15 protein-coding genes are annotated in these 20,444 nt (G+C 48.0%); 7 read left to right on the forward strand and 8 right to left on the reverse strand.

Features of this window, described 5'->3' with window-relative positions; translation table 11 throughout:
- Positions 1-54: 54 nt before the first annotated feature.
- Positions 55-1,875, forward strand: a complete 1,821-nt coding sequence (dauA, locus tag B4E62_RS19680) for a C4-dicarboxylic acid transporter DauA (RefSeq protein WP_310075134.1) — start codon at positions 55-57, stop codon at positions 1,873-1,875.
- Here dauA and eptB read toward each other — a convergent pair.
- The 4 genes from eptB to B4E62_RS19700 all read right to left on the reverse strand — a co-directional run bounded on the left by eptB (position 1,831) and on the right by B4E62_RS19700 (position 6,544).
- Positions 1,831-3,537, reverse strand: a complete 1,707-nt coding sequence (eptB, locus tag B4E62_RS19685; RefSeq protein WP_331353258.1) for a kdo(2)-lipid A phosphoethanolamine 7''-transferase — start codon at positions 3,535-3,537, stop codon at positions 1,831-1,833. The genes dauA and eptB overlap by 45 nt on opposite strands.
- A 124-nt stretch (positions 3,538-3,661) precedes the next feature.
- The gene (rdgC, locus tag B4E62_RS19690; protein WP_331353259.1) at positions 3,662-4,579 is read right to left on the reverse strand and encodes a recombination-associated protein RdgC; all 918 of its coding nucleotides are present in this window, start codon (positions 4,577-4,579) and stop codon (positions 3,662-3,664) included.
- Positions 4,580-4,777: 198 nt separating this feature from the next.
- Positions 4,778-5,398: an FKBP-type peptidyl-prolyl cis-trans isomerase gene (locus B4E62_RS19695; protein WP_310075128.1), complete on the reverse strand. Its 621-nt coding sequence runs from the start codon at positions 5,396-5,398 to the stop codon at positions 4,778-4,780.
- Between the two features lie 45 nt (positions 5,399-5,443).
- The gene (locus B4E62_RS19700; protein WP_331353260.1) at positions 5,444-6,544 is read right to left on the reverse strand and encodes an AI-2E family transporter; all 1,101 of its coding nucleotides are present in this window, start codon (positions 6,542-6,544) and stop codon (positions 5,444-5,446) included.
- A gap of 156 nt (positions 6,545-6,700) precedes the next feature.
- On the opposite strand from B4E62_RS19700, the gene B4E62_RS19705 reads away from it, so the two are divergent.
- Entirely contained in the window at positions 6,701-7,624 is a 924-nt protein-coding gene (locus tag B4E62_RS19705) for a transporter substrate-binding domain-containing protein (protein WP_310075125.1), read from the forward strand.
- Between the two features lie 43 nt (positions 7,625-7,667).
- Here B4E62_RS19705 and B4E62_RS21435 read toward each other — a convergent pair whose 3' ends face one another.
- From B4E62_RS21435 to B4E62_RS19720, 4 genes are all read right to left on the reverse strand, one after another.
- Positions 7,668-7,838, reverse strand: coding sequence for a FeoB-associated Cys-rich membrane protein (locus B4E62_RS21435; protein WP_310075122.1), 171 nt, complete (start codon positions 7,836-7,838; stop codon positions 7,668-7,670).
- A 20-nt stretch (positions 7,839-7,858) separates the two neighbouring features.
- A complete protein-coding gene (gene feoB / locus B4E62_RS19710; RefSeq protein WP_331353261.1) occupies positions 7,859-9,718 on the reverse strand; it encodes a ferrous iron transporter B in 1,860 nt (619 codons plus the stop codon).
- Positions 9,719-9,730: 12 nt separating this feature from the next.
- Complete coding sequence (locus tag B4E62_RS19715) at positions 9,731-10,033, reverse strand: FeoA family protein (protein ID WP_310075118.1); 303 nt, start codon at positions 10,031-10,033, stop codon at positions 9,731-9,733.
- A 109-nt stretch (positions 10,034-10,142) separates the two neighbouring features.
- Entirely contained in the window at positions 10,143-12,539 is a 2,397-nt protein-coding gene (locus tag B4E62_RS19720) for a fatty acid cis/trans isomerase (RefSeq protein ID WP_331353262.1), read from the reverse strand.
- A gap of 172 nt (positions 12,540-12,711) precedes the next feature.
- On the opposite strand from B4E62_RS19720, the gene B4E62_RS19725 reads away from it, so the two are divergent.
- From B4E62_RS19725 to nagK, 5 genes are all read left to right on the forward strand, one after another.
- Positions 12,712-13,551 carry a DUF3014 domain-containing protein gene (locus tag B4E62_RS19725; protein WP_331353263.1) on the forward strand — a complete coding sequence of 280 codons (840 nt, stop codon included), beginning with the start codon at positions 12,712-12,714 and terminating at the stop codon, positions 13,549-13,551.
- A gap of 367 nt (positions 13,552-13,918) precedes the next feature.
- The gene (locus B4E62_RS19730; RefSeq protein WP_331353264.1) at positions 13,919-16,627 is read left to right on the forward strand and encodes a TonB-dependent receptor; all 2,709 of its coding nucleotides are present in this window, start codon (positions 13,919-13,921) and stop codon (positions 16,625-16,627) included.
- 118 nt (positions 16,628-16,745) lie between these two features.
- The gene (locus B4E62_RS19735) at positions 16,746-18,245 is read left to right on the forward strand and encodes a tryptophan halogenase family protein (protein ID WP_331353265.1); all 1,500 of its coding nucleotides are present in this window, start codon (positions 16,746-16,748) and stop codon (positions 18,243-18,245) included.
- Between the two features lie 87 nt (positions 18,246-18,332).
- Complete coding sequence (locus B4E62_RS19740) at positions 18,333-19,013, forward strand: DUF6445 family protein (RefSeq protein WP_331353481.1); 681 nt, start codon at positions 18,333-18,335, stop codon at positions 19,011-19,013.
- A gap of 493 nt (positions 19,014-19,506) precedes the next feature.
- Positions 19,507-20,433, forward strand: a complete 927-nt coding sequence (gene nagK / locus B4E62_RS19745; protein WP_310075105.1) for an N-acetylglucosamine kinase — start codon at positions 19,507-19,509, stop codon at positions 20,431-20,433.
- The last annotated feature ends 11 nt before the right edge of the window (positions 20,434-20,444 follow it).

Here is a 20,444-nt window from a genome sequence, read left to right on the forward strand (position 1 = left end):
AATTTGGGCAGCATTATAGCCCGCTATACTTTGAATACACCGGGTTTGTGTTGAATGGCCTCATTTTTGAGTCCATACAAGGATGTCTGGTGTGGATACTGCTTGGTATTTCGCTCTATCGATATTTTTATTGAGGTGTATATGCCCCATCGCGCACATTTATTTTCCCTACGCATTGCTCATGCTTTTCGTGAAGCCTGCTTTTCGGAAACTTATGGTGCAGCGCGTTTTACCCGCGATTTATTAGCGGGCATTACCGTTGGCATTATTGCCATTCCATTGGCAATGGCGCTCGCCATTGCCAGCGGTGTAGCGCCGCAATACGGGCTGTACACCGCTATCATCGCCGGTTTTTTAATTCCGTTGCTGGGTGGCTCGCGTTTTAGTATCTCCGGTCCTACCGCCGCCTTTGTCGTTATTCTTTATCCCATTGCACAAAAATACGGTTTGGGAGGATTGTTGGTCGCCAGTGTGATGGCCGGTGGAATTTTGGTGGTGATGGCGCTGCTGCGGTTGGGGCGTTTGATTGAATATATTCCTGAAGCGGTCACGCTGGGGTTTACCGCCGGTATTGCGGTAGTGATTGCGACTTTACAAATCAAAGATTTTTTCGGTTTGCAATTCGATTCAATGCCTGAACATTATTTGGAAAAACTCTGGCTGCTAGTGCAAAACCTGCCCGATTTCTATTGGCCGAGTTTTGTTGTCGCCGCTGCTACACTTGTCATCATGTTGTTGTGGCCGTTATTAAAGTTGCCTGTCCCGCCGCACCTGCCCGCACTTATTGTCGGTACTTTGGTCGCTTTGGTTTTTAATCAATCCGGCTTTTCTGTCGATACCATTGGCTCGCGTTTTTCCTACACGTTGGCTGATGGCACAACCGGGTTTGGTATTCCACCGCAGTTGCCACAATTTGAATGGCCCTGGCTACAGGCCGGTGCACAGGGTGAAGCGATTCAGTGGAATTCGCGTGTGGTGCAGGATTTACTCGCCGCTGCATTTGCGATTGCGATGCTTGGAGCAATTGAATCCTTGTTGTGTGCGGTGGTGTTGGATGGTATGTCCGGCAAGCGTCACAGTGCGAATAGTGAATTATTGGGGCAGGGTATCGCCAATATAATCACTCCATTTTTTGGCGGTATTACCGCGACTGCGGCGCTCGCCCGCTCGGCGGCCAGTATTAAGGCCGGTGCGGAATCACCAGTAGCAGGAATGATTCATGCGTTGGTGGTATTGCTTGGGCTGGTTGCACTTGCGCCGCTACTCGCTTATTTGCCTATGCCTGCAATGGCTGCCTTACTGGTAATGGTCGCCTGGGGAATGAGTGAAGCGCATAAAGCCGTACATTTAATTAAAACCGCACCACGCGGGGATATTTGGGTATTTATCACTTGTTTTGCGTTGACCGTTTTATTCGATATGGTGATAGCGATTACTGCGGGTATCGTATTGGCTGCGCTCTTGTTTATGAAAGAAATCGCCGCCATGACCCATGTGGATGATGTGACTGTTGATGAAAACGCTACCGATGAGACAAAGCAGTTACCAGAAAATTGGCGCGCGTTCAGTATTAGCGGGCCATTATTTTTTGCGGCGGCTGATCGAGTTTTTGGAGAGCTTTCAACGCTCTGTACGGTGCAACAACATATTATTCTTTCCTTAAAAGAGGTGTCACTGCTGGATGCTGGCGGATTGTCTGCGCTGAATAAATTAATTGCCAAATGCGAAAAAAATAATACCGAATTAATCCTGACCGATATTCCCAAGCAGCCGCTCAGTACCCTCGCGCACGCTAATATCAAACCGATTAAAGGCGTGCTGCGATTTTATCTAACGCTGGGTGAAGCGCGTCGGGTGGTTGTCGAAGGCCATTGACGTTGGGTTATCGCTACACCAATTATTTTGCGCTTTTATGCCACCATCAGGCGATGAGTAGCCCATGCAACCTAACAGGCTATCGAAAATTTGTTCGTGATGCGGGTTAAAATTATTTTTTTCACGCTTCTGTAAATTCGCAAAGAGTTGTTGGTGGTGTGGGTGCGCAATAAACTTATCAGATGCCCAGACAATAAAAGGGACGCGGAATTGTTCGGGCGGCGCCATCTCTTTGGGGGTGGCATGGAAGTGACGGTTTTCATCGATGGATTCGCCATGGTCGGGAATGTAAAATACCAACGCATTTTTATCGCGCAGTTTATCGAACACATTTTTCAGCATGTAATCAATATACAGTACCGAATTATCAAAGGAGTTTACCAATTGTTGTTTGGTACAGTTATCGTCTATATCTATGCATTCCGGGGTAAAACGCGCAAATTCGCGTGTATAGCGCTGGCTATACATATGATGTGAGCCTTTGGTATGTAGCACTACCAAGTGTTTTCCCTGTTGGTATTTGTTAATGGATTTTTCCATTTGATCAACCAATAACATATCGTCAATCGGGCGTTTGCCGTGAGCATATTCCGAGGCAATAATTTCACGGATCTCATAACTGTTGGCATCCACGCTGGAATAAAACCAGGCCTCGCTTTGCATCCCAAATAATTCCGAGGTGAAACCCAGTTTGCGCATCACGGCAAACACATTGCGCTCTTTGAGCGTGCGTTGGTCATCGTCTTCTGTGCCGTTTTCACGCACAAACATACAGCGCAAGGATAATTTTGTGGCGGTATCGCAGGAGGTGCCGCGCAGCGCGATCAGGTTAGGTTCCTGCGACAAAAACGGCGTGGTATCGCGCTCATAACCCAATAAACCCATGTGATCCCAACGGGTGGTTTCACCAATCACAAACACCACAAATAAATTATCGATGGCCGGTGTTGGTTGGTAAGTGAAATGGCTGCTCGGGTCATAGAGTTGTTTTGCGCTGGTATCTTCTTTGCCGAGTTGATGTGCATAAATCGCGAGGCTGGCGATCCAGTTGGTGGGCAAATAGGAGTGTGCAATTACACCGCCGATGCTCGCGGTGTATTGATTATTTTTGCGCGCCTGGTCCTTGGTGAGCTTGACAATGGTATCTATGCTGACATTGAGCACCAGTAGCATACCGACAGCGGGCACCAGCTTTTTGGCAAATACTCCAACACCATTCCACTGATTGCTATAGACATCTTTTAGCAGGCGGGTGCACCAGAGCCATAAGCATGGCATTAGTCCGACCAGCAGAAACCACAAGAAAAATTCGTGCCCGAGCGCTTCGCCGTTTAAATCAGTGTCCAGCGTCAGCGTTGAAACAATCACACCATAGCCAATGATTACATTGAAAAATGTCATGTAATAGCTGGCTGCAGCTGATGCAAGGAGTGTAAAACTCGCGAGCGTTTTATAGGCGATTTGGCCAAACAGGCTGAAAAAGCTGATGAGCAAATAGCAAAAAGCAAAGAGCGCAATGGCTGACAGCAAGGCAGAAATCACCTCCAGCCAGCCGCCGGATATGCCATTGCGAATCAGGCAGGCGCTATTGAGGATTACACCAATATAAACACTGAGCGCCAGCGACACTTGCCGCTGGCTCAAAACAGTTAGGGAGCGCATTATTATTATCCACAAGGGTAAATGTATCTTTCGCTTTACTATCGGGCTTCTGGTTGAAGCACCATTCCCTTGTGAGACTAACAGACCTTACTTAAGGTTTTCTTATTAGTATTTTGTCCGTAACTCAATGGTCGAGACGCGAATCATCTTCGCCGCCGAATGCAGCCAATAGTGCCTGAATAAAGTTCTTTAATTCAAGTGCCATAATCGCAAAGTCAGCGTCAAATTGTTCCGCTTTGCTTTCCGGATTGCGCTCGTTGGCCTTCTCGCTGATAACATCTTCAAATTTCAGACGTTTAACGGCCACCTGGTCGTCAATCACGCAACTGATCGCCTCTTTCCATACCAGTGCGATCTTGCTCACGTGCATACCACTTTCTAAATGGTTGCGAATCTCGGTTGCAGTGAGATCTTGTTTTTTGCAGCGGATGACCCGGCCATCTTTTGCAGCTTGCAGCTCTACTTCCTCGCCCAATTCAAACTGGTGCGGGGCTTGGCTTTCGCGCAACCAATGGGTCATCACTTGAGTGGGAATATTTTTTGGGGCGATAGGCAAACAGCGCAAACTGCCTAGTGCTTCACGCAGTTTACTCAGCAAATCTTCTGCGCGTTTCGCTGACGACGAATTCACCACAATCATATTTTCTTGTGGGGCGATATAGGCATAATCCAGCGATGAGCGGGTGAAGGCGCGCGGTAAGAGCGAAAAAATAATTTCATCTTTTAATGTATCGCGCTCCTTGCGTCCAATTGGACGGGATTCCGCCTCGCTTAGTGCCAGCACTTTTTCTTCCAACTGTTCTTTGATCACACCACCGGGCAGGATTTTTTCCTGCTTCTTGGCGCAAATCATGATGTAGCCGTTGGTTACATGGATAAATTCGCTGCCGTGACGCCCAAGCGGAAATTCAAAACCGTAACGCATCGGGTCCAGACTGCCGCAGGGGTTAAAACAAAATTCGGCGAGCTTTTCATTTAATTCTTCAGCAGAAATAGTCCACTGCTCGGTGAGGCGATACAAACGTAAATTTTTAAACCACATGGAAAATCCAACAACAGAAAAGGTTTTTATTTAGGGATGGAAAATTACTGGACGGTTGCGATGAAGCATGGGGTTCGGTGTGATCTTTGAGACCGTATGCGGCAAGGATGCCGCATCCGAGCCCCCAAGGATGGGTTCACGGCGTGTCGAAAAAGGTCACACCGGAGCCCATGCTGGTGGTCATTTCAAACTGAGGAATTAACCAACAATATCAATCAACTCAACATCAAAAATCAACGTCGAGAAAGGCGCAATGCTCGCACCTGCACCGCGCTCACCGTAGGCGAGATTGTGCGGTACATACAAACGCCATTTGGAACCAACAGGCATCAACTGCAGGGCTTCAGTCCAGCCGGCGATAACACCGTTGACCGGGAAATCAATTGGCTGGCCGCGTTTAACAGAACTGTCAAACACAGTGCCATCAATCAATGTACCGTGGTAATGGGTTTTTACTTTTGAGGTCGCGGTTGGAATCGCACCGGTACCCTGAGTGATCACTTCATATTGCAAACCTGAAGCCGTCACGGTGATACCGGCTTTTTTAGCATTCTCTGCCAGAAAAGCTTCGCCAGCACCTGCTAAAGCCTTGTGCTTTTCTGCTTCTTTGGCTTGCATGCGGGTATTGATCTCTTCAAATGCCGCTTGCATCTGATCATTGCTATAGGGCATATCCACACCGTTGAGCGCATCCATCACTCCCTGCGCAACTGCAGCGGCTGATACACCTTCAAAAGGATTGCTTGCCAGTTGGTCGCCCATTTGACGGCCAATGCCGTAGCTGACGAGCTCTTCAGTGGTCTTGTATTGGTTAGACATAAAATCAATTTCCAAGGGATAAATAAGGCCGCGCAGTCTAGCAGATCAGGCAGCAGAATCCTTACCGGAATCGGCTTCTGGTTGTCCCTCTTCGTCTTCACTGGGCACCATTACATGCACCTCACGAATAAAAATTCCCCAGAAGGCGATAAACAGCGCGGCGACCAAAGGTCCTATCACAAAGCCATTAATACCAAACAGCGCCAAGCCACCGAGGGTGGACAACAGCACTACGTAGTCGGGCAGTTTAGTATCGCGTCCCACCAGGATCGGGCGCAGGATATTATCGACCAGGCCAATTACGCCCGCGCCGAAGGCGACCAAAATTAAGCCTTTAACGTTATCGCCGGTGGCAAAAAGATAGATAGAGACAGGAACCCATACAATGGCTGGTCCCACAGCGGGAATTAGCGACAGTACCGCCATTACCACCCCCCAGAGCAGCGCACCGGGAATTCCCAGTACCCAAAAAATCAAACCGCCCAGCGTTCCCTGGATTGCTGCAATCACCAGGTTGCCCTTGATGGTGGCGCGAGTGACCTCGCCAAACTTTGCAAACAGCATACGCTCGCGTGCATCGCCCAAAGGCAGGGCGCGGATCAACAGCTCCAGCAAGTAATTACCATCGCGCAGCAGGAAAAAAGTCAGGTACAACATCAGGCAGATGTTCAACAGCAAACTGAAGGTGTTTTGACCAATACTCAGTGCATTTTGAGCCAACCACTTGCCACCACTCATGGTTACACTCAAAGCGCCTTCTTTAACTTTGGCAAAGTCAATGCCGACGCGATCCAGTGCCTGCTGTACTGCCGGAAACGCAGTGCGTATCTGCTCAATATAATGGGTGGGATCCACCTCACCTGATTCCAGTTTTTTGTAGTAATCAGCACCTTCTGCCACTACCGAACTTACCAGCACAGTGACCGGCAATACCACTACCAAAATACAAGCGGCTAAGGTCAGTAGTGCGCTGGTATTGGTGCGCCCCTTGAAGCGCTTGAGCAGGCGCGCTTGCATTGGGTAAAAAATTACCGTGATTGCACAAGCCCAAAAAATCGTGCCGAAAAAGGGTTTTAAGATCATCAAAAAACCGACGGTGACGATTAATAAAAATAGTAAAAATGTACGGGTTTCCAATTTTTGCATGGAAGTAATCCTTAACGAAGCTAGGGGATGGCATCGCGCCGACTATACGGGAGCGGGTGGTGAGTGTCATCCCTCGGCGCGTAATGCACTCTATTCGGCAGGATGATGGGTTTTATTCTATCCTTCGTAAATGTTGATTTGGTCGGTGAGCCCACTATGCCCAAGCCGTTGTTTGATCGTTGGCAGTCGCCTTTACGCACAAGATTGCCGCTCTGGTGTCTGGTGCTGGTCGCTGTGCAGCTATTGATGGCACCCGTCCGCGCGGAGCAAATCCGTATTCCGGTCAAGGTGCAGGCTACCGCATTTGAGCAACCGAGTGACTATTTCACTACGTTGCTGGTGATGGCACTGGAAGCCAGTAAAGCCGATAACGAAGAGATTGATATTATTTTCTCCCCGCGCGATTACTCGCAAGCGCGCTGGATCAATATGTTGCAGAGCGATAAAAGCAACTTTGTGATCTGGACTATGACCGATAAACAACGCGAGCAACAATTGCGCCCTATTCGCATCCCGCTATTTAAAGGATTATTCAGTTATCGCGTATTGTTAATCCGAAAACAGGAACAGGCGCGTTTTGATCATGTGAAAGATGTCGGTGATTTGGCAAAGCTGCTCGGTGGGCAGGGCACCCATTGGCCGGACACCTTGATTCTACAAGCCAACGGGTTGCGTTTGACTACTGCAGAGACAACGGAATCGCTATTTCGGATGATCAATGCCAAACGCTTCGATTATTTTCCGCGCGGTATTTCCGAGGCCTGGTTTGAACTGCTCCAACGTCAGGAAACCAATTTAGTCGTAGAAGAAAATTTGTTGCTCTACTATCCAACGGATATTTATTTTTTTGTTAACAAAAATAATGAACCTTTGGCGCAGCGTATAGAAAAAGGCATGGAGGTATTAATCGATAATGGCAAATTTGACCAATTTTTTTATAATCACCCGCGCGTTAGTTCCGGATTGGAGCGATTAAAAAACCGGCGCATTGTCGAATTAAGAAATCCTTACTTGCCAGCGGAAACCCCCGTGAATAATCCACGCTATTGGATTAATTTATCGACGTTGCAGGCAGATTAATTATTTGGCTCACACTATGAGCCGAATAGTAGTTTTAATCGGCTCAATGTTGTGTTTTTTCGGTGGGATTCGCGCAGCTCGATTCACTCGTCTTGGCGCAGCCGCCACAACCACCACAGGCGGCGGATTTTTTTGCTGAGGGAAATAGCCAGCGGCGCACTAAAAAAATCACCGCTGTGATTACACAAATCCCGACAATCACTTCTTGCCACATAATGATTCCCCGTCTACCGGTTAACCCACGATTGCGCTGGCGATTTGATAAGTCGCCCAAGCAGCAAAATAAGCCAATGCAAATAAATAGATGGTGAAGAAGGTGGTTGCTTTGATGGAGTTGGTTTCGCGCTTTACCACTGCGATGGTGGAAATACATTGGGGCGCATATACAAACCACGCGAGGTACGCATAGGCAACCGGCAGTGACCAACTTGCAGCGAGCGCAGAGCCGAGTGCGACATCAATCGATTCTTCACCTACCGCATAAACGGTTGCCAGTGCACTTACGGCAACTTCGCGCGCGCCCATGGCAGGGATCAGCGCAATACACATCTGCCAGTTAAAGCCGAGTGGGGCAAACAGTGGTTGCATAAAGTGGCCGAGTTGACCGGCGAAGCTGTAGTCGATTGCGGGTAGCGTTGCATCGGCCGGTGCGCCGGGAAAGGTCGCCAAAAACCAGAGCACAATCGAGAGCGCGAGAATGATGGTGCCCACGCGGCGAATAAAAATCCACGCGCGTTCACGCAAGCCCATCAGTAGGTGATAGGCCATCGGCCAGCGGTAAGTGGGTAATTCGAGCAGCAGCGGAAATTCTTCGCGGCCGCTGGCGCGGCGGCGCATTATCCACGCGATCAATGCGGCGCTGGCGACACCCGCGAAATAGAGCGCAAACAGGGTAAGGCCTTGCAGATTAAAAAAGCCCCATACGGTTTGCTCGGGAATAAACGCGGCGATGATCAATGCATAAACCGGCAAGCGCGCCGAGCAGGTCATCAGTGGTGCAACCATGATAGTGATAAAACGCTCGCGTGGATCAGCGATAGTGCGGGTCGCCATAATGCCCGGCACTGCGCAGGCGAAGCTGGATAAAAGCGGGATGAACGAGCGGCCGGATAAACCCAAACCGCGCATTGGGCGATCGAGCAAAAACGCGGCGCGCGTGAGGTAGCCGGTGTCTTCCAGCACAAGAATAAAAAAGAAGAGGATGATAATTTGCGGCAGGAATACCAGTACTCCGCCAACCCCAGCGATAAGTCCATCGACAATAAAGTCTTTGAGAACGCCATCAGGTAAAACCGCGCCGACTAATCCCCCAAGTCCGCTGAAGCCCGCATCAATTAAATCCACCACGGGCGATGCCCAGGCAAATACCGCTTGGAATATCACTAATAAAATGCTGAACAGCACCACCAAACCGAGTAGTGGATGCATTACCAGCGAGTCCAGACGATCCTGCCAGCGTGGCAAATGCGCCGGTTGGATCACGTGTTGGCTGATGATGCTTTCGATTTCGGCGTAGAGCGCCTCTACCGATTCCTGACGGTCGCTGAGCGCGAGTACTTGCTCGCCTGCGGGTGTTGCTGGTTGTTGCGCGTAGCCATCCAGCACCTTCCGCAGCTCAGCTACACCTTGGCTGTTAACTGCGACGGTTTCGATAATGGGGATGCCGATAGCTTGAGCGAGGGCAGCAGTATTGATGCTAATGCCACGGCGCTTGGCTTCATCCATCTGGTTGAGCGCCAGAATCATCGGGCGGTTCAGGCTTTTGAGTTCCATCACCAAACGCAAACCCAAACGAAGGTTGCAGGCATCGATCACGGCGATCAGTAAGTCCGGGCGGCGTTCACCGGGGAGTTGCCCGAGGATTACATCGCGCGCGACCTGCTCATCGGGCGAAGTTACAAACAAGCTGTAGGTGCCAGGTAAGTCCAGCAGTTCGGCGGGTTTGGCCAAACCGGTCACCATACCGGAGCGGCGCTCAACGGTAACGCCAGGGTAGTTGGCAACCTTGGCGCGCGCGCCAGTCAGACGATTAAATAAAGAGGTTTTGCCGCAATTGGGGTTGCCAATCAAGGCGAAGCGAATGGGGGTGGACATGTTGCTACCTGGTTAAAGGCTGGGATTGTCGATTGGCTCGACACAAATTTTGGCGGCTTCAGCGCGACGCAAGGCGAATTTGGTGCCGTTGACTTGTACAGCGAGTGGATCAGAGCCCAACAGGCCAAAGCCGATGACTTTTAAAGGGGCACCGGGCAAAAAGCCCAGCTCTTTCAAGCGCAGGCTGACACGCTCATCCTGGGTGCCGAACAGTGGCTGCTCGATCAAACCAGTGACGCGCACTGTCGCGCCTTTGCGGCATTGATCCAGACGGAGTGTAGCGGGCAGCGTATTGGCAAACACGGCAGTATTCATAGTAAACACATCTTGAATGTAAATGAGAGTGATTATTAGGAAGGATACTGTATTTGCCTCCAAGCCGCAATTTGCGCTTGGTGGTTTTGTGTACTTTCTTTGTGCTTGCCTAGCGATTCTCCAGCCGGTTGTAGTCCAGCAGAGCTGCCTCCTCCGGTTCGCTCAGGTGGTAAAGCTGGTGGACTTTATCGCTAAACGCCCAGAATTGCGGATTGCTGCGGCGTACAGCGTATTTGTCTTTTAATGCGCGATAGCTTTCTTCGGAGTCGAGTTGTTGAAATTGGGTAATAAATGCGTCGATTTCGGTTTCTTTAATCCGCAAAAAGCTATTGGGGTAGGCGCCAATAATACCGCGAGTGATAGTGAGGTTGTCCTCCGCGGGAATGCGTCGTTTGTCCTCGCCAAACAGTGACGACAAGTTGGAGTAGGCACTGTTTTGTACCAGCGTAAATAAACCCACATTCGGAATGTGAATGACAGTGGTCTGGGGTAAAAAACTGATTGCAGTTCCGCGTATGCTCTGTAGTTTTTCGTAGAGCGCCAGTTTGCTGGCAGGCAACTTTTTCGTGCTGATATTGTGATGCGACTGACTTGCCTGACCCAAGTAAGCTCGCAGTTTTTGGTATAGCTCCTGTTGCGGATTATTGGTGAGGTAGCGGATATTGTTCGGTGCATCCACTTGCTTGATGTACAAATCCACATAGGTTTGCAAATGGGATTCGGCGTCGCGGTACCAGTAATTCATCAGCGGTTGTTGATCTTTTTCCGGCAGCATCCCCACAAAATTCATTTCACCTTCAATGCGTAAAAAATCCATATACAAGCGGCTTAACAACTGATGCGATACGTTGCCATACACGTCAAACCCCGCCACTAATAAATAGTGAATGCGTTCCAGTAGCGGGTAGCCTATTATCCAAGCCGTTTTCGGCGCTTTGCCAATCATTCCTTTATGCACACTCGCACTGTCGCTGTGGCGAAAAATTGTCAGCGCCGCATTAGGGTTTTTACCCTTGCCACCATCCCAAATTTCGTTCAACTCCAATCCGCCTTCAGCAGCAATTTTTTTACTCACAAACGCCGCTTTAGCTGCGAGATATTCTTTTTGCAATTCTGAGTATTTTAGCCAGTTGCTCATCGGTAGTAGAGTGTTGCCCGCTTCGGCGGGGAGCCGCAGGTGTTTGCTATTTTCCGCAAGGAACTTTGCATTGCCTTCGGTACTTTGATTTTCCGGTGCAAAAAAGAAAACCCAGAAATGATCCTGAATGACATTGAGCGCAACCTGCCCGCGACACACTGGGCCTTTAATAAAATTCATGATGGTGAATTGCGCTTCATCGAGCATAAAACGGTAGCGCGCGTTAATCGGTAGTTCGGCAAAAGTGACAAACGGGTTGGCCGATATATCTGGTGCATATTCGGGTAAGGTGGATACCTCGTATGCGAAAGCAGGATCAGACGAGAGAAATAGTTGCTGCCATTTTTTCATGCGCGCGGGCGTGAGCGAATAAGACATATGGGTTTTGGCTATCACACTCGATGGGTCTTGCCACAGGCGGTAGTAGACGCGGCTCACACCTGGGTCATCAAATGGGCGAGCCGTGCTGATTCTCGCTAATGGTTTTCCTGGCGGTGTGCTGGAGCGCACCAGCCGAAAATAGAGGTGAGGTGATTCGGAAAAAAATATCTGCGCTAAAAATACATGTTCATAAATATAGCGGCTGACGAGTTGCTGTTTAAGGCTGCCAGCATTAAAAAATGTTTCCCACTCTTCAACCTGTTTTTGTACCACTGCGGGTATCGCTGTTGCAGTGCCCACGGCAGCGCCTTGAGCCAGCCACTCCATAGTGGTGTTGTGCTCGCTGCTACTTAGCCCCGGCAAGCCATAAGGCATGCCCCAGAGTGGTTTGCTTTCAGTAAAGCTGGCGAGACTTTCTATCGGGGCGCAGTGATGCGCGTGGTCGATATTAAAATCAAAGCTTGCCGGCAGGATTGTCGTGGCTGGAAGTGGATGCGCTTTTTTTAACTCCAGCATTTGCGCCATCACCCCCGCATTAATATTCGCGGCGGGGATGTTTTTACGTTCATTCAAAACCGGATGAAATCCTTTGTCGCGCCACTGTGCTGTAGTGTTGGCATCTTCAAACAAGCGCGTGAGCGATGCGCCGAGTAGTCGCGTACCGTCGTAAACCTTGCTCGGGTTGGCTCCGCGCAGCAGCCCTTCATATGCTTCAAGCTTGAGTTGGCAGGGCGCATCGTAGCAACCGTGGCAAACAACACAGCGCTGCTCAATAATCGGTTTGGTATCTTTGTAATAGGTTAATGTTGCCCGAGGCAGGGTATCGGTAATTTCGCGCGGCGTGGCTTTGCCGTAGCGCCGATCCCATTGCGAGCTTGTGATGCTTGTGCAGCCAAGAGTAACAAGTAGCATCAGTCCGAGAGAGCTGCGTGTTAAATACTTGAGTGGTTGGATAAGCGTGATGAGCAGAGAGTGCTGACGAAGCATAATTGTCCCTGGATTGACTGCACATGAGTTTCCCAGTCTAGCTCGCGGTAATAAATTGGGGAACTGGCACCGGTCAAGGCTGTCCCCCTATAGAGGATTAGGCCATAATCCTGCTGTCTGTTAACTATTAACAACAGTTGCCATAAAAAATCGCCACATAAAGGGTATTGCTATGAGTGATGACTACCAACCGCGCAAAAATTCATCCACCACTATGATTGTTATTGTGGTGTTGGCATTGATTGCTGCTGCGGCTGCTTTCTTCTTTTTACGCGACGATGCCCCAATCGCATCACAAACGGTTACCACGCCAGTAGCGGTTGCCCCACAAGCGGTGGCTATCAGCAGCGCAGCTGCAGCGCCCATTGTTGAGTACGAACCACCGCAGCCGGTGATTGAGGTGGAGCCGCTGCCGGGCTTAAATGACAGCGACGCCAGCATAATTGCCGCATTGCAGCAATTGCGTGGCGAAGGTCTGTTGCAATTATTGGTACCGCAAGAAGTGCTGCGTAAATTTGTGCTGGCGGTAAATAATGTGGCTGAAGGTAAGGTTATCCATGAATACCGCCCGGTAGTATCGCCACCACCACCCTTTATTGCAGACACTTTTTCGGTGATGGTCGAAGGTACCGCAGTTGACCAGGAACGTGTTTCCCCCAACAACTTCCAGCGTTACGAACCCTATGTCACCACCTTAGCCTTAATCGATAGCGACGCAGCTGTTGCTGTGTATCGCCGCTTTTACCCACTGTTAGAGGAAGCATTTCGCGAATTGGGTTTGAAAAAGCCTAATTTTCACAGCGTGATGATTGCGGCCATCGATAACATCCTCGCCGCTCCCGATGTACAGGGCGATTTGTTGTTAGTGCGCCCCAAAGTGTTTTACCAATTCGCTGATCCTGCGCTTGAAACTATGCCTCAAACGCACAAATTAATGCTGCGCATGGGCCCCGAAAACGCGCGCAGTGTGAAGGCCAGCTTGCGCCAATTGCGGGCTCGTTTAGTGAACTAATGGTTCATGTTTGTGCATTATTGATTTCTGCTCCCTCCACTATAAAAAGCCGCATTGAGCGGCTTTTTTATTGTCTGCAATTTCGAGTGTGTATTTTCGTAATAACTTTGCTTTAACCGAGAAAAATATATTTTTGATCCTTTCTGTCGCCTAAATTATCTAATTGGCTGATTTGTAACAAATTTATTGAGAAATCCCCCTGTTTTCCGTCGGCAACAGAACTTTACATTGCCTTACAAAGATGTTGACAACGTTGTCCTGCGGGGATAGTGTTGGCTCATCGACAACGTTGTCTTGTGTCCCCAGTTGTTGAAAAGTTAGTTCATTATTAAATACACACAAATTGCCAAGTCACGGGAGAATAACCATGCGTAACAAGTTAAGTGATGCGATCAAACTGGCCAATAAGAGTGCACTGATGCTCGGTTCAGTAGCAGCTGTCGCCATGATGGGTTTTGTTGGTACTGCACATGCACAAGATGCAGGCGCAGAGCCAGAAGAAGTGTTGGTAACCGGTATTCGTGGTGCATTGAAAAATGCAGTTGATATCAAACGTAACTCTACCGCTGTTGTAGATGCTGTTTCAGCTGAAGATGTGGGCAAGTTCCCTGATTCTGACATAGGCGAGTCACTTGGCCGCGTCCCAGGTGTAACTGTTGGCCGTGCATTTGGCCAAGGTGCATCAGTATCTATTCGTGGTGCCGCACCACAAATGACGTTGACCCAATTAAATGGTCAGAACGTTGCTTCTACTGGTTGGTATGATCAACAAGCTATCGATCGTAGCTTCAACTACTCATTGCTTCCATCACAATTGGTGGATGGCATGGAAGTTTACAAATCATCGCGAGCTGATCTTAATGAAGGGGGCATCGGTGGTACCGTTGTCGTTAAAACTCGCAAACCATTGGATATGGAGGCCAACACTGTCTATGTGGGTGCTAAGGCACGCACTGGCACTATTAGCGATGAAATCTCTCCAGAAGTATCTGGTTTGTATAGCTGGAAAAATGATTCAGAATCTTTTGGTATTTTGGTTGCTGGAGCAACTGAAGAATTCGACTACGTACGTCGTGGTACCGAAGCAGATTACCGTTGGTGGGATGACGTTTCTCCAACCACTTTCATCCAGGAGCGTGAACGTACCGCATTGGATGTAACTACACAGTGGGCTCCCACAGACGAATTGACCTTTGGATTGCACTATTTGTCTTTGGATCTCAAGGCAAACAATACTAATACCAGTACTTATATTTTTTCTGGTTTGGATCAGTCTGCTGCTAACTACACTTGCTCGGAAAAAAATGCGGCTGGTGTATGTACAGTGAGTACGACCAAAAAACCTGTTCGCGGTAACTTAACTGCTGGTTGGGCGAGTGGCGCATTGGGAACCGAGACCTTCAACCAAACTTGGGGTCGTGTTGCGAGCATGGACTCTGAAACCTTTGATTTGAATGCTGAATACGCTGCTGATTCATTCAAAGTAACCGCTAGCGCAGGTAGTACCAAAGCTGGTGGCGGTACTGACTTAACGACCAATTTTTCGCACTTTGCTAGCCTGGGTGACTACAACATGGCGTTGTGGGCAGGTAGCATCGATGCCTCCGGTAAGAAAATTAAGATCAATGCTACATCTGATCTGAACATGACTTTGGCCAACTACCGTGACAAATCTGCTGCAGAAGCCTGGGCTGTAAAAAGAGGTCCAAACTCAGACGAAGAGAGCTATGCACAAGTTGACTTCGAATTTGATCTGGGCCTTGGTGCCATCAAGTCGTTCAAAACCGGTGTCCGTACTACCGACCACGATGTAGAGAAATCTTCTGATGCGGCGGTGTTTGGTAATGCAACTCCTCAAACTCTAAACGATACTTCTATGTTCTATCGCGGCACCTTTGAAGTGGGTTCACATGGTTTCAAAGCGCCAAAACCTGTACTGGGTGCAATGGTTAAAGCAACCTTGGCAGATGTAACTGGCTGGAAAGAAGAGCGTGCTGGCTACGCTGCGCTGAATGAACAAAATGATGCGCTGTACGGTATGTTTACTTTTGAAGCTGATGCCGTTAAAGGTGACTTTGGATTGCGTTATATCAGCAGTGATATAACTGGTACGTCATATGCGTTGGATGGTACTCCGCTGGCTGCTGGCGATCTAGGTCAAAATCTCTATTACAGCACCAACAAAACATCTGTTGGTGAAGATTATGATGATGTGTTGCCAAGCTTGAACGTAACCTTTGATCTGACTGATGACTTGGTGTTGCGTACTACCGCTTCACAGGCAATCAGCCGTGCAAATTACAACGATATGTTCACCAATGCGAGCCAAACTGGTTATCAGGATGGCATTCCAGGTAACGAACGTCTGACCACAGGTAATGTTGGTTTAAAACCAATGAAAGCTTCTCAGGCGGATCTTGGTGTGGAGTACTACTACGGTGACGGTAACATGTTGTCTGCGACTTATTTCGTTAAGTCAATCAATAACTTTGTTACTAGTGATATTGAAATCAATAGATCTGTTGGTTTGGTGAGTCCTGATAGTAAAGTGGACAACTGGGAAGTAGTTACCCTTAAGAACTCTGGTGGCGGTGAAATTGATGGTATAGAGCTGCAGTTGACCCATGCGTTTGATAATGGCTTCGGTATGGCTGCAAGCTACACTTACGTAAATGCTAATGCGCCACTGGAAAGTTATACGGATCGTCTTGGCGTATTCACTGAATCTTCTAAAGACAGTGTGAACTTGGTTGGTTACTGGGAAAACGATGTGTACTCGGCGCGTGCTGCTTATAACTGGCGTTCAGAGTATATGATTCGTGAAACTGGTTACTATGGCAACCGTATGCATGATGACTTCGGTTCACTGGATTTGAGCTTGGGCTGGAATGTATCTGATAGCATCAGTGTGAGTTTTGAGGCTACCAACATTCTTGAAGAAGATGATGTTCAGTATGGTGGAGCCGAATTTTGGGCCGCAGATTCTGGCACCAAGCGCCCGCTGTTGGAAGGCTTCCCGGCTTGGTCATTTGAAGGTGAAGCAACTTATATGTTGGGTGTAAGCTTCAAGCTATAAGTGCTAATTAGCTGAGTAGTTCAAAAAAGCCCAGCTTAAGCTGGGCTTTTTTGTTTAAAAATAATGGGTACAATTTTTATTTGGTAAGCCAGTGATGAAAATTAAACGCGTGGCAATTGTGGGTGGTGGCACTGCGGGTTGGCTGGCGGCGAATCACCTGGGGGTGGAACTTAGTCGCGACCCTGAAATTGAAATCACCCTGATTGAATCAAAAGATATTCCTATCATCGGCGTAGGTGAGGGGACGGTTCCGCAAATCAAAGCGACCTTGAAGCGCTTCGGCATAGCGGAAATCGATTTGTTATCCACTTGCGATGCAACTTTTAAGCAGGGAATTAAATTTGCACATTGGATGGATGCGCAAAAGCATGGCGCCGATAATTTTTATTATCATCCTTTCAGCTCACCTTATCCCTCGGGTTTTGATGTCACTAATTACTGGCTAAATAATAAATCAGCATTTGAGTTTTCAAAGCTATCCGAGATTTATTCGGTAGCTGAAATGAATCGCTCCCCCAAACAAAAGTCATCGCCACCTTATATGGGCTTGGTGGATTATGCCTATCATTTCAACGCGCTTAAATTTGCGGATTTATTAGCTAAAAACGCGCGTGAAAAATTTGCCGTCAAACATATATTTGAAACTATTTCCCAAGTTTTGCTCAATGCAGATGGCAGCATTAAAGGATTTGTTTATGCATCTGGTAGCGAAGAAGAATTTGATTTTTTTATCGATTGCACCGGATTTTCATCGCTATTGATTGGTGAAACATTAGGTGTACCTTTCCTGGATAAATCGGCGCAGATTTTAACTGATACGGCGCTTGCTATTCAGGAGCCTATCGCCGAGAGCAATGAAATTCTGCCTTATACATTAGCAACCGCACACAAAGCGGGATGGATTTGGGATATCCCCTTGACTCATCGCAGAGGTGTGGGTTTTGTCTATTCATCCCGACATATGACAGAGAGCGAGGCTGTTGGAACTTTCTCAACCTTTTTCGGGCGAGACTTGGAAGATGCCAACCTTAGAAAAATACCTATGACAATTGGTTATCGGGAATCTTTTTGGAAAAAGAATTGCGTCGCTTTGGGCCTGGCGCAGGGATTTGTAGAGCCGTTAGAGGCCACATCCATATTAGTCACTGATTTTGCTGCATTGCTGGTGGCCAGAAATTTTCCAAAGATGATAAATGATATTCCTATTGTGTCTGAGTACTGCAATAAAGCGGTGCGCTATACCTGGGAGCGGGTAATTGATTTTGTACAGCTACACTATTTGATTTCAGACCGCCGTGACTCGCAATTTTGGATTGATAACACTGAAAATTCAGTAATGTCTGATGTGCTGCGGGAAAGGCTTGAGTTATGGAAAATCGGCGTACCTAAAAAGACAGATTTTTTCAGTTCGTTTGATATTTTTGGTGTAGAAAACCACTTGTTTGTTCTCTACGGGATGGATTATCCAACAAGGCCTGGTGTGCTTGGTGCTAATGAAGAATCTAGATCAAAGGAACTGGTGCGTGCTGTCCAGGATAAATCATTGCAGATGGGTAATTCTTTGATGTCGCATCGTGCTTGGTTAAGTGAGCTAAAACAAGCGCTTGCGTCCCGCTAGTACTTGTCGGTACCAGTTAATTAAATGATGTGAATTGGTTGAACCAAATTAGTGAGACCGCTAATGATGATTAATGAAAGCCTGACTATGCAGACACTGTCTGTGGGCAATGAAAAAAACAAAGTCATTTATTTTGATGATTTTTTAGTGGAGCCGTCACGGCTTGTTGAATTTGCCAGTGGCGCGGTCTTTTCACCTTATGCCGCAGCGGTACAGCGCAAAGGGTATCCCGGTGTGCGAACTCCGGCGCCCGCTGATTTTGCCAATCAGTTTAAAAACATGGTTGGTGAAATAATAAAGAGTGAATTTGGCATTCCGGCTGAAACTCAAGTAACTGCGCTACAAAATGCCCTGTGTTTGATGACTGTACCCGAGATGGAACTGGGGCCACTTCAGCGGATTCCCCATTTTGATGCAAGTAATCCTTATTTTTTTGCCACGCTGCTTTATCTTTGCGGTGAAGGACATGGAGGAACAGGATTTTATCGACACAACAGTACGGGCTATGAATCTATTACGCCTGAACGATGCGATCCCTATCTCGATGTTTCCTATGAAGAGCTGAATAGAAAAAAACCTGAGCGCCGTTATTTTTCTGAATCAGATGAGTTTTTTACCAAGATAGGATTTATTCCTGCACAATTTAATCGCTTGGTTATTTATCCTGGTTGCTTATTACATTCGGCCAATATTTTATCGAGTGTCAGTATTAATTCTGATCCAAAGACGGGCAGGTTAACGGCGAACAATTTTTTTAGTTTTGATTAAACGTGACTGCAGCATTAATTGCCTAATGAGTTTTTCATTGGTGAATGCGTTGTGTAATCTCCAAAAAATGCGTTGTGAATATTGTTAGTCTGGTTCAATAGCTGCTGTATTTTGCATGCTGCATTATGGGCGGCTGCGCCCCATTCCCCCCATTTAACTCATCTGCCGCGTTCTATTTCCCTGTATTTTAAAGGTTTTCCTTTTGACTATAAAAAAGTCAAAATTTTCTTTGACAACGTTGTCTGGTCGGCGTAATCTAATCCTGTCCGATGATGACATCTGGGTCTGATAACTCTCCTTATTAGGCTCAGTATCATGGGGCATGAGTTCTCTAGAGCTGTAGTAGTGGTCTTGTGGTTAGTGTCCTGCGGGGCACTAACCTTTTTTAACTGTCTGTTATGATCGCAAGCCAATTGGGAACATTCGAATTTTTAAGTATCCGGCGCTGCATCAGTTAGGCCGGGTATTTGCTCTAAAAATAAAGAGGTAGATCATGGCAAAGATGCCACTCGGCGAACAAACCTTGTATATAGGGATTGATGGCGGCGGTACTAAATGTCGCGCCAGTATCATGACCGCAGATTTACAGGTGCTGGGTACTGGTGTCGGTGGTCCTGCTAACCCTTTCCAAGGCGTACAACAAGCCAAAGATTCTATTCGCACTGCTGCCGAGCTGGCATTGATTGATGCTGGTTTACCTCCTTCAGCAATGACTGAACTAATTGCTGGCGCTGGCCTTGCCGGTGTCAATGTTCCAAGTCTTTACGAAGTGATGTCGGCTTGGGAGCACCCTTTCAAAGAAATGCATCTCACCACTGATCTTCATATTGCCTGCCTCGGCGCCCACAACCGCGATGAAGGTGCGGTGATGATTTGTGGCACGGGTTCCTGTGGCTATTCTTATGTAGGTGATAAATCGCTCTTTATCGGCGGTCATGGTTTCCCCATTGGCGACAAAGGCAGTGGTGCCTGGATGGGATTAGAGGCAATTCAAGCGATTTTGTTGGCCTCTGATGACTTGGGACCAAAGACCAGTTTGAGCGAATCTATTGGTGAATTCCTGCAAGCATCCGGTGTGATGATCGTAGACCGTATGTTTGGTGCCAAGCAGGGCGACTACGCCAAATTTGCTATTTTTGTGGTGGATGCAGCCGATGCCGGCGATGCTGTTGCAGTCAGTATCGCAAAAGAAGGAGCTGCCTACATGAGTGCAGTCGCGCGCAAGTTATGGGCGACTCAACCTGGCCGCATGTCAATTATCGGTGGTCTTGCTCCGCGTCTGATTCCCTGGATGGAACAGGATATGGCCAACAATCTTTCCCCCGCTTTATACCAACCGGAATTTGGCGCCGTGTATTTCGCCAAACAGCGTTTCAAGCTAGCCAATAATAACCAGAGTGTTTTAACCACTGCCATCTAACGCGAGAATTT

This window comes from Cellvibrio sp. UBA7671, from assembly GCA_002483145.1.
In the GTDB taxonomy this organism is placed as follows: Bacteria; Pseudomonadota; Gammaproteobacteria; order Pseudomonadales; family Cellvibrionaceae; genus Cellvibrio; species Cellvibrio fibrivorans.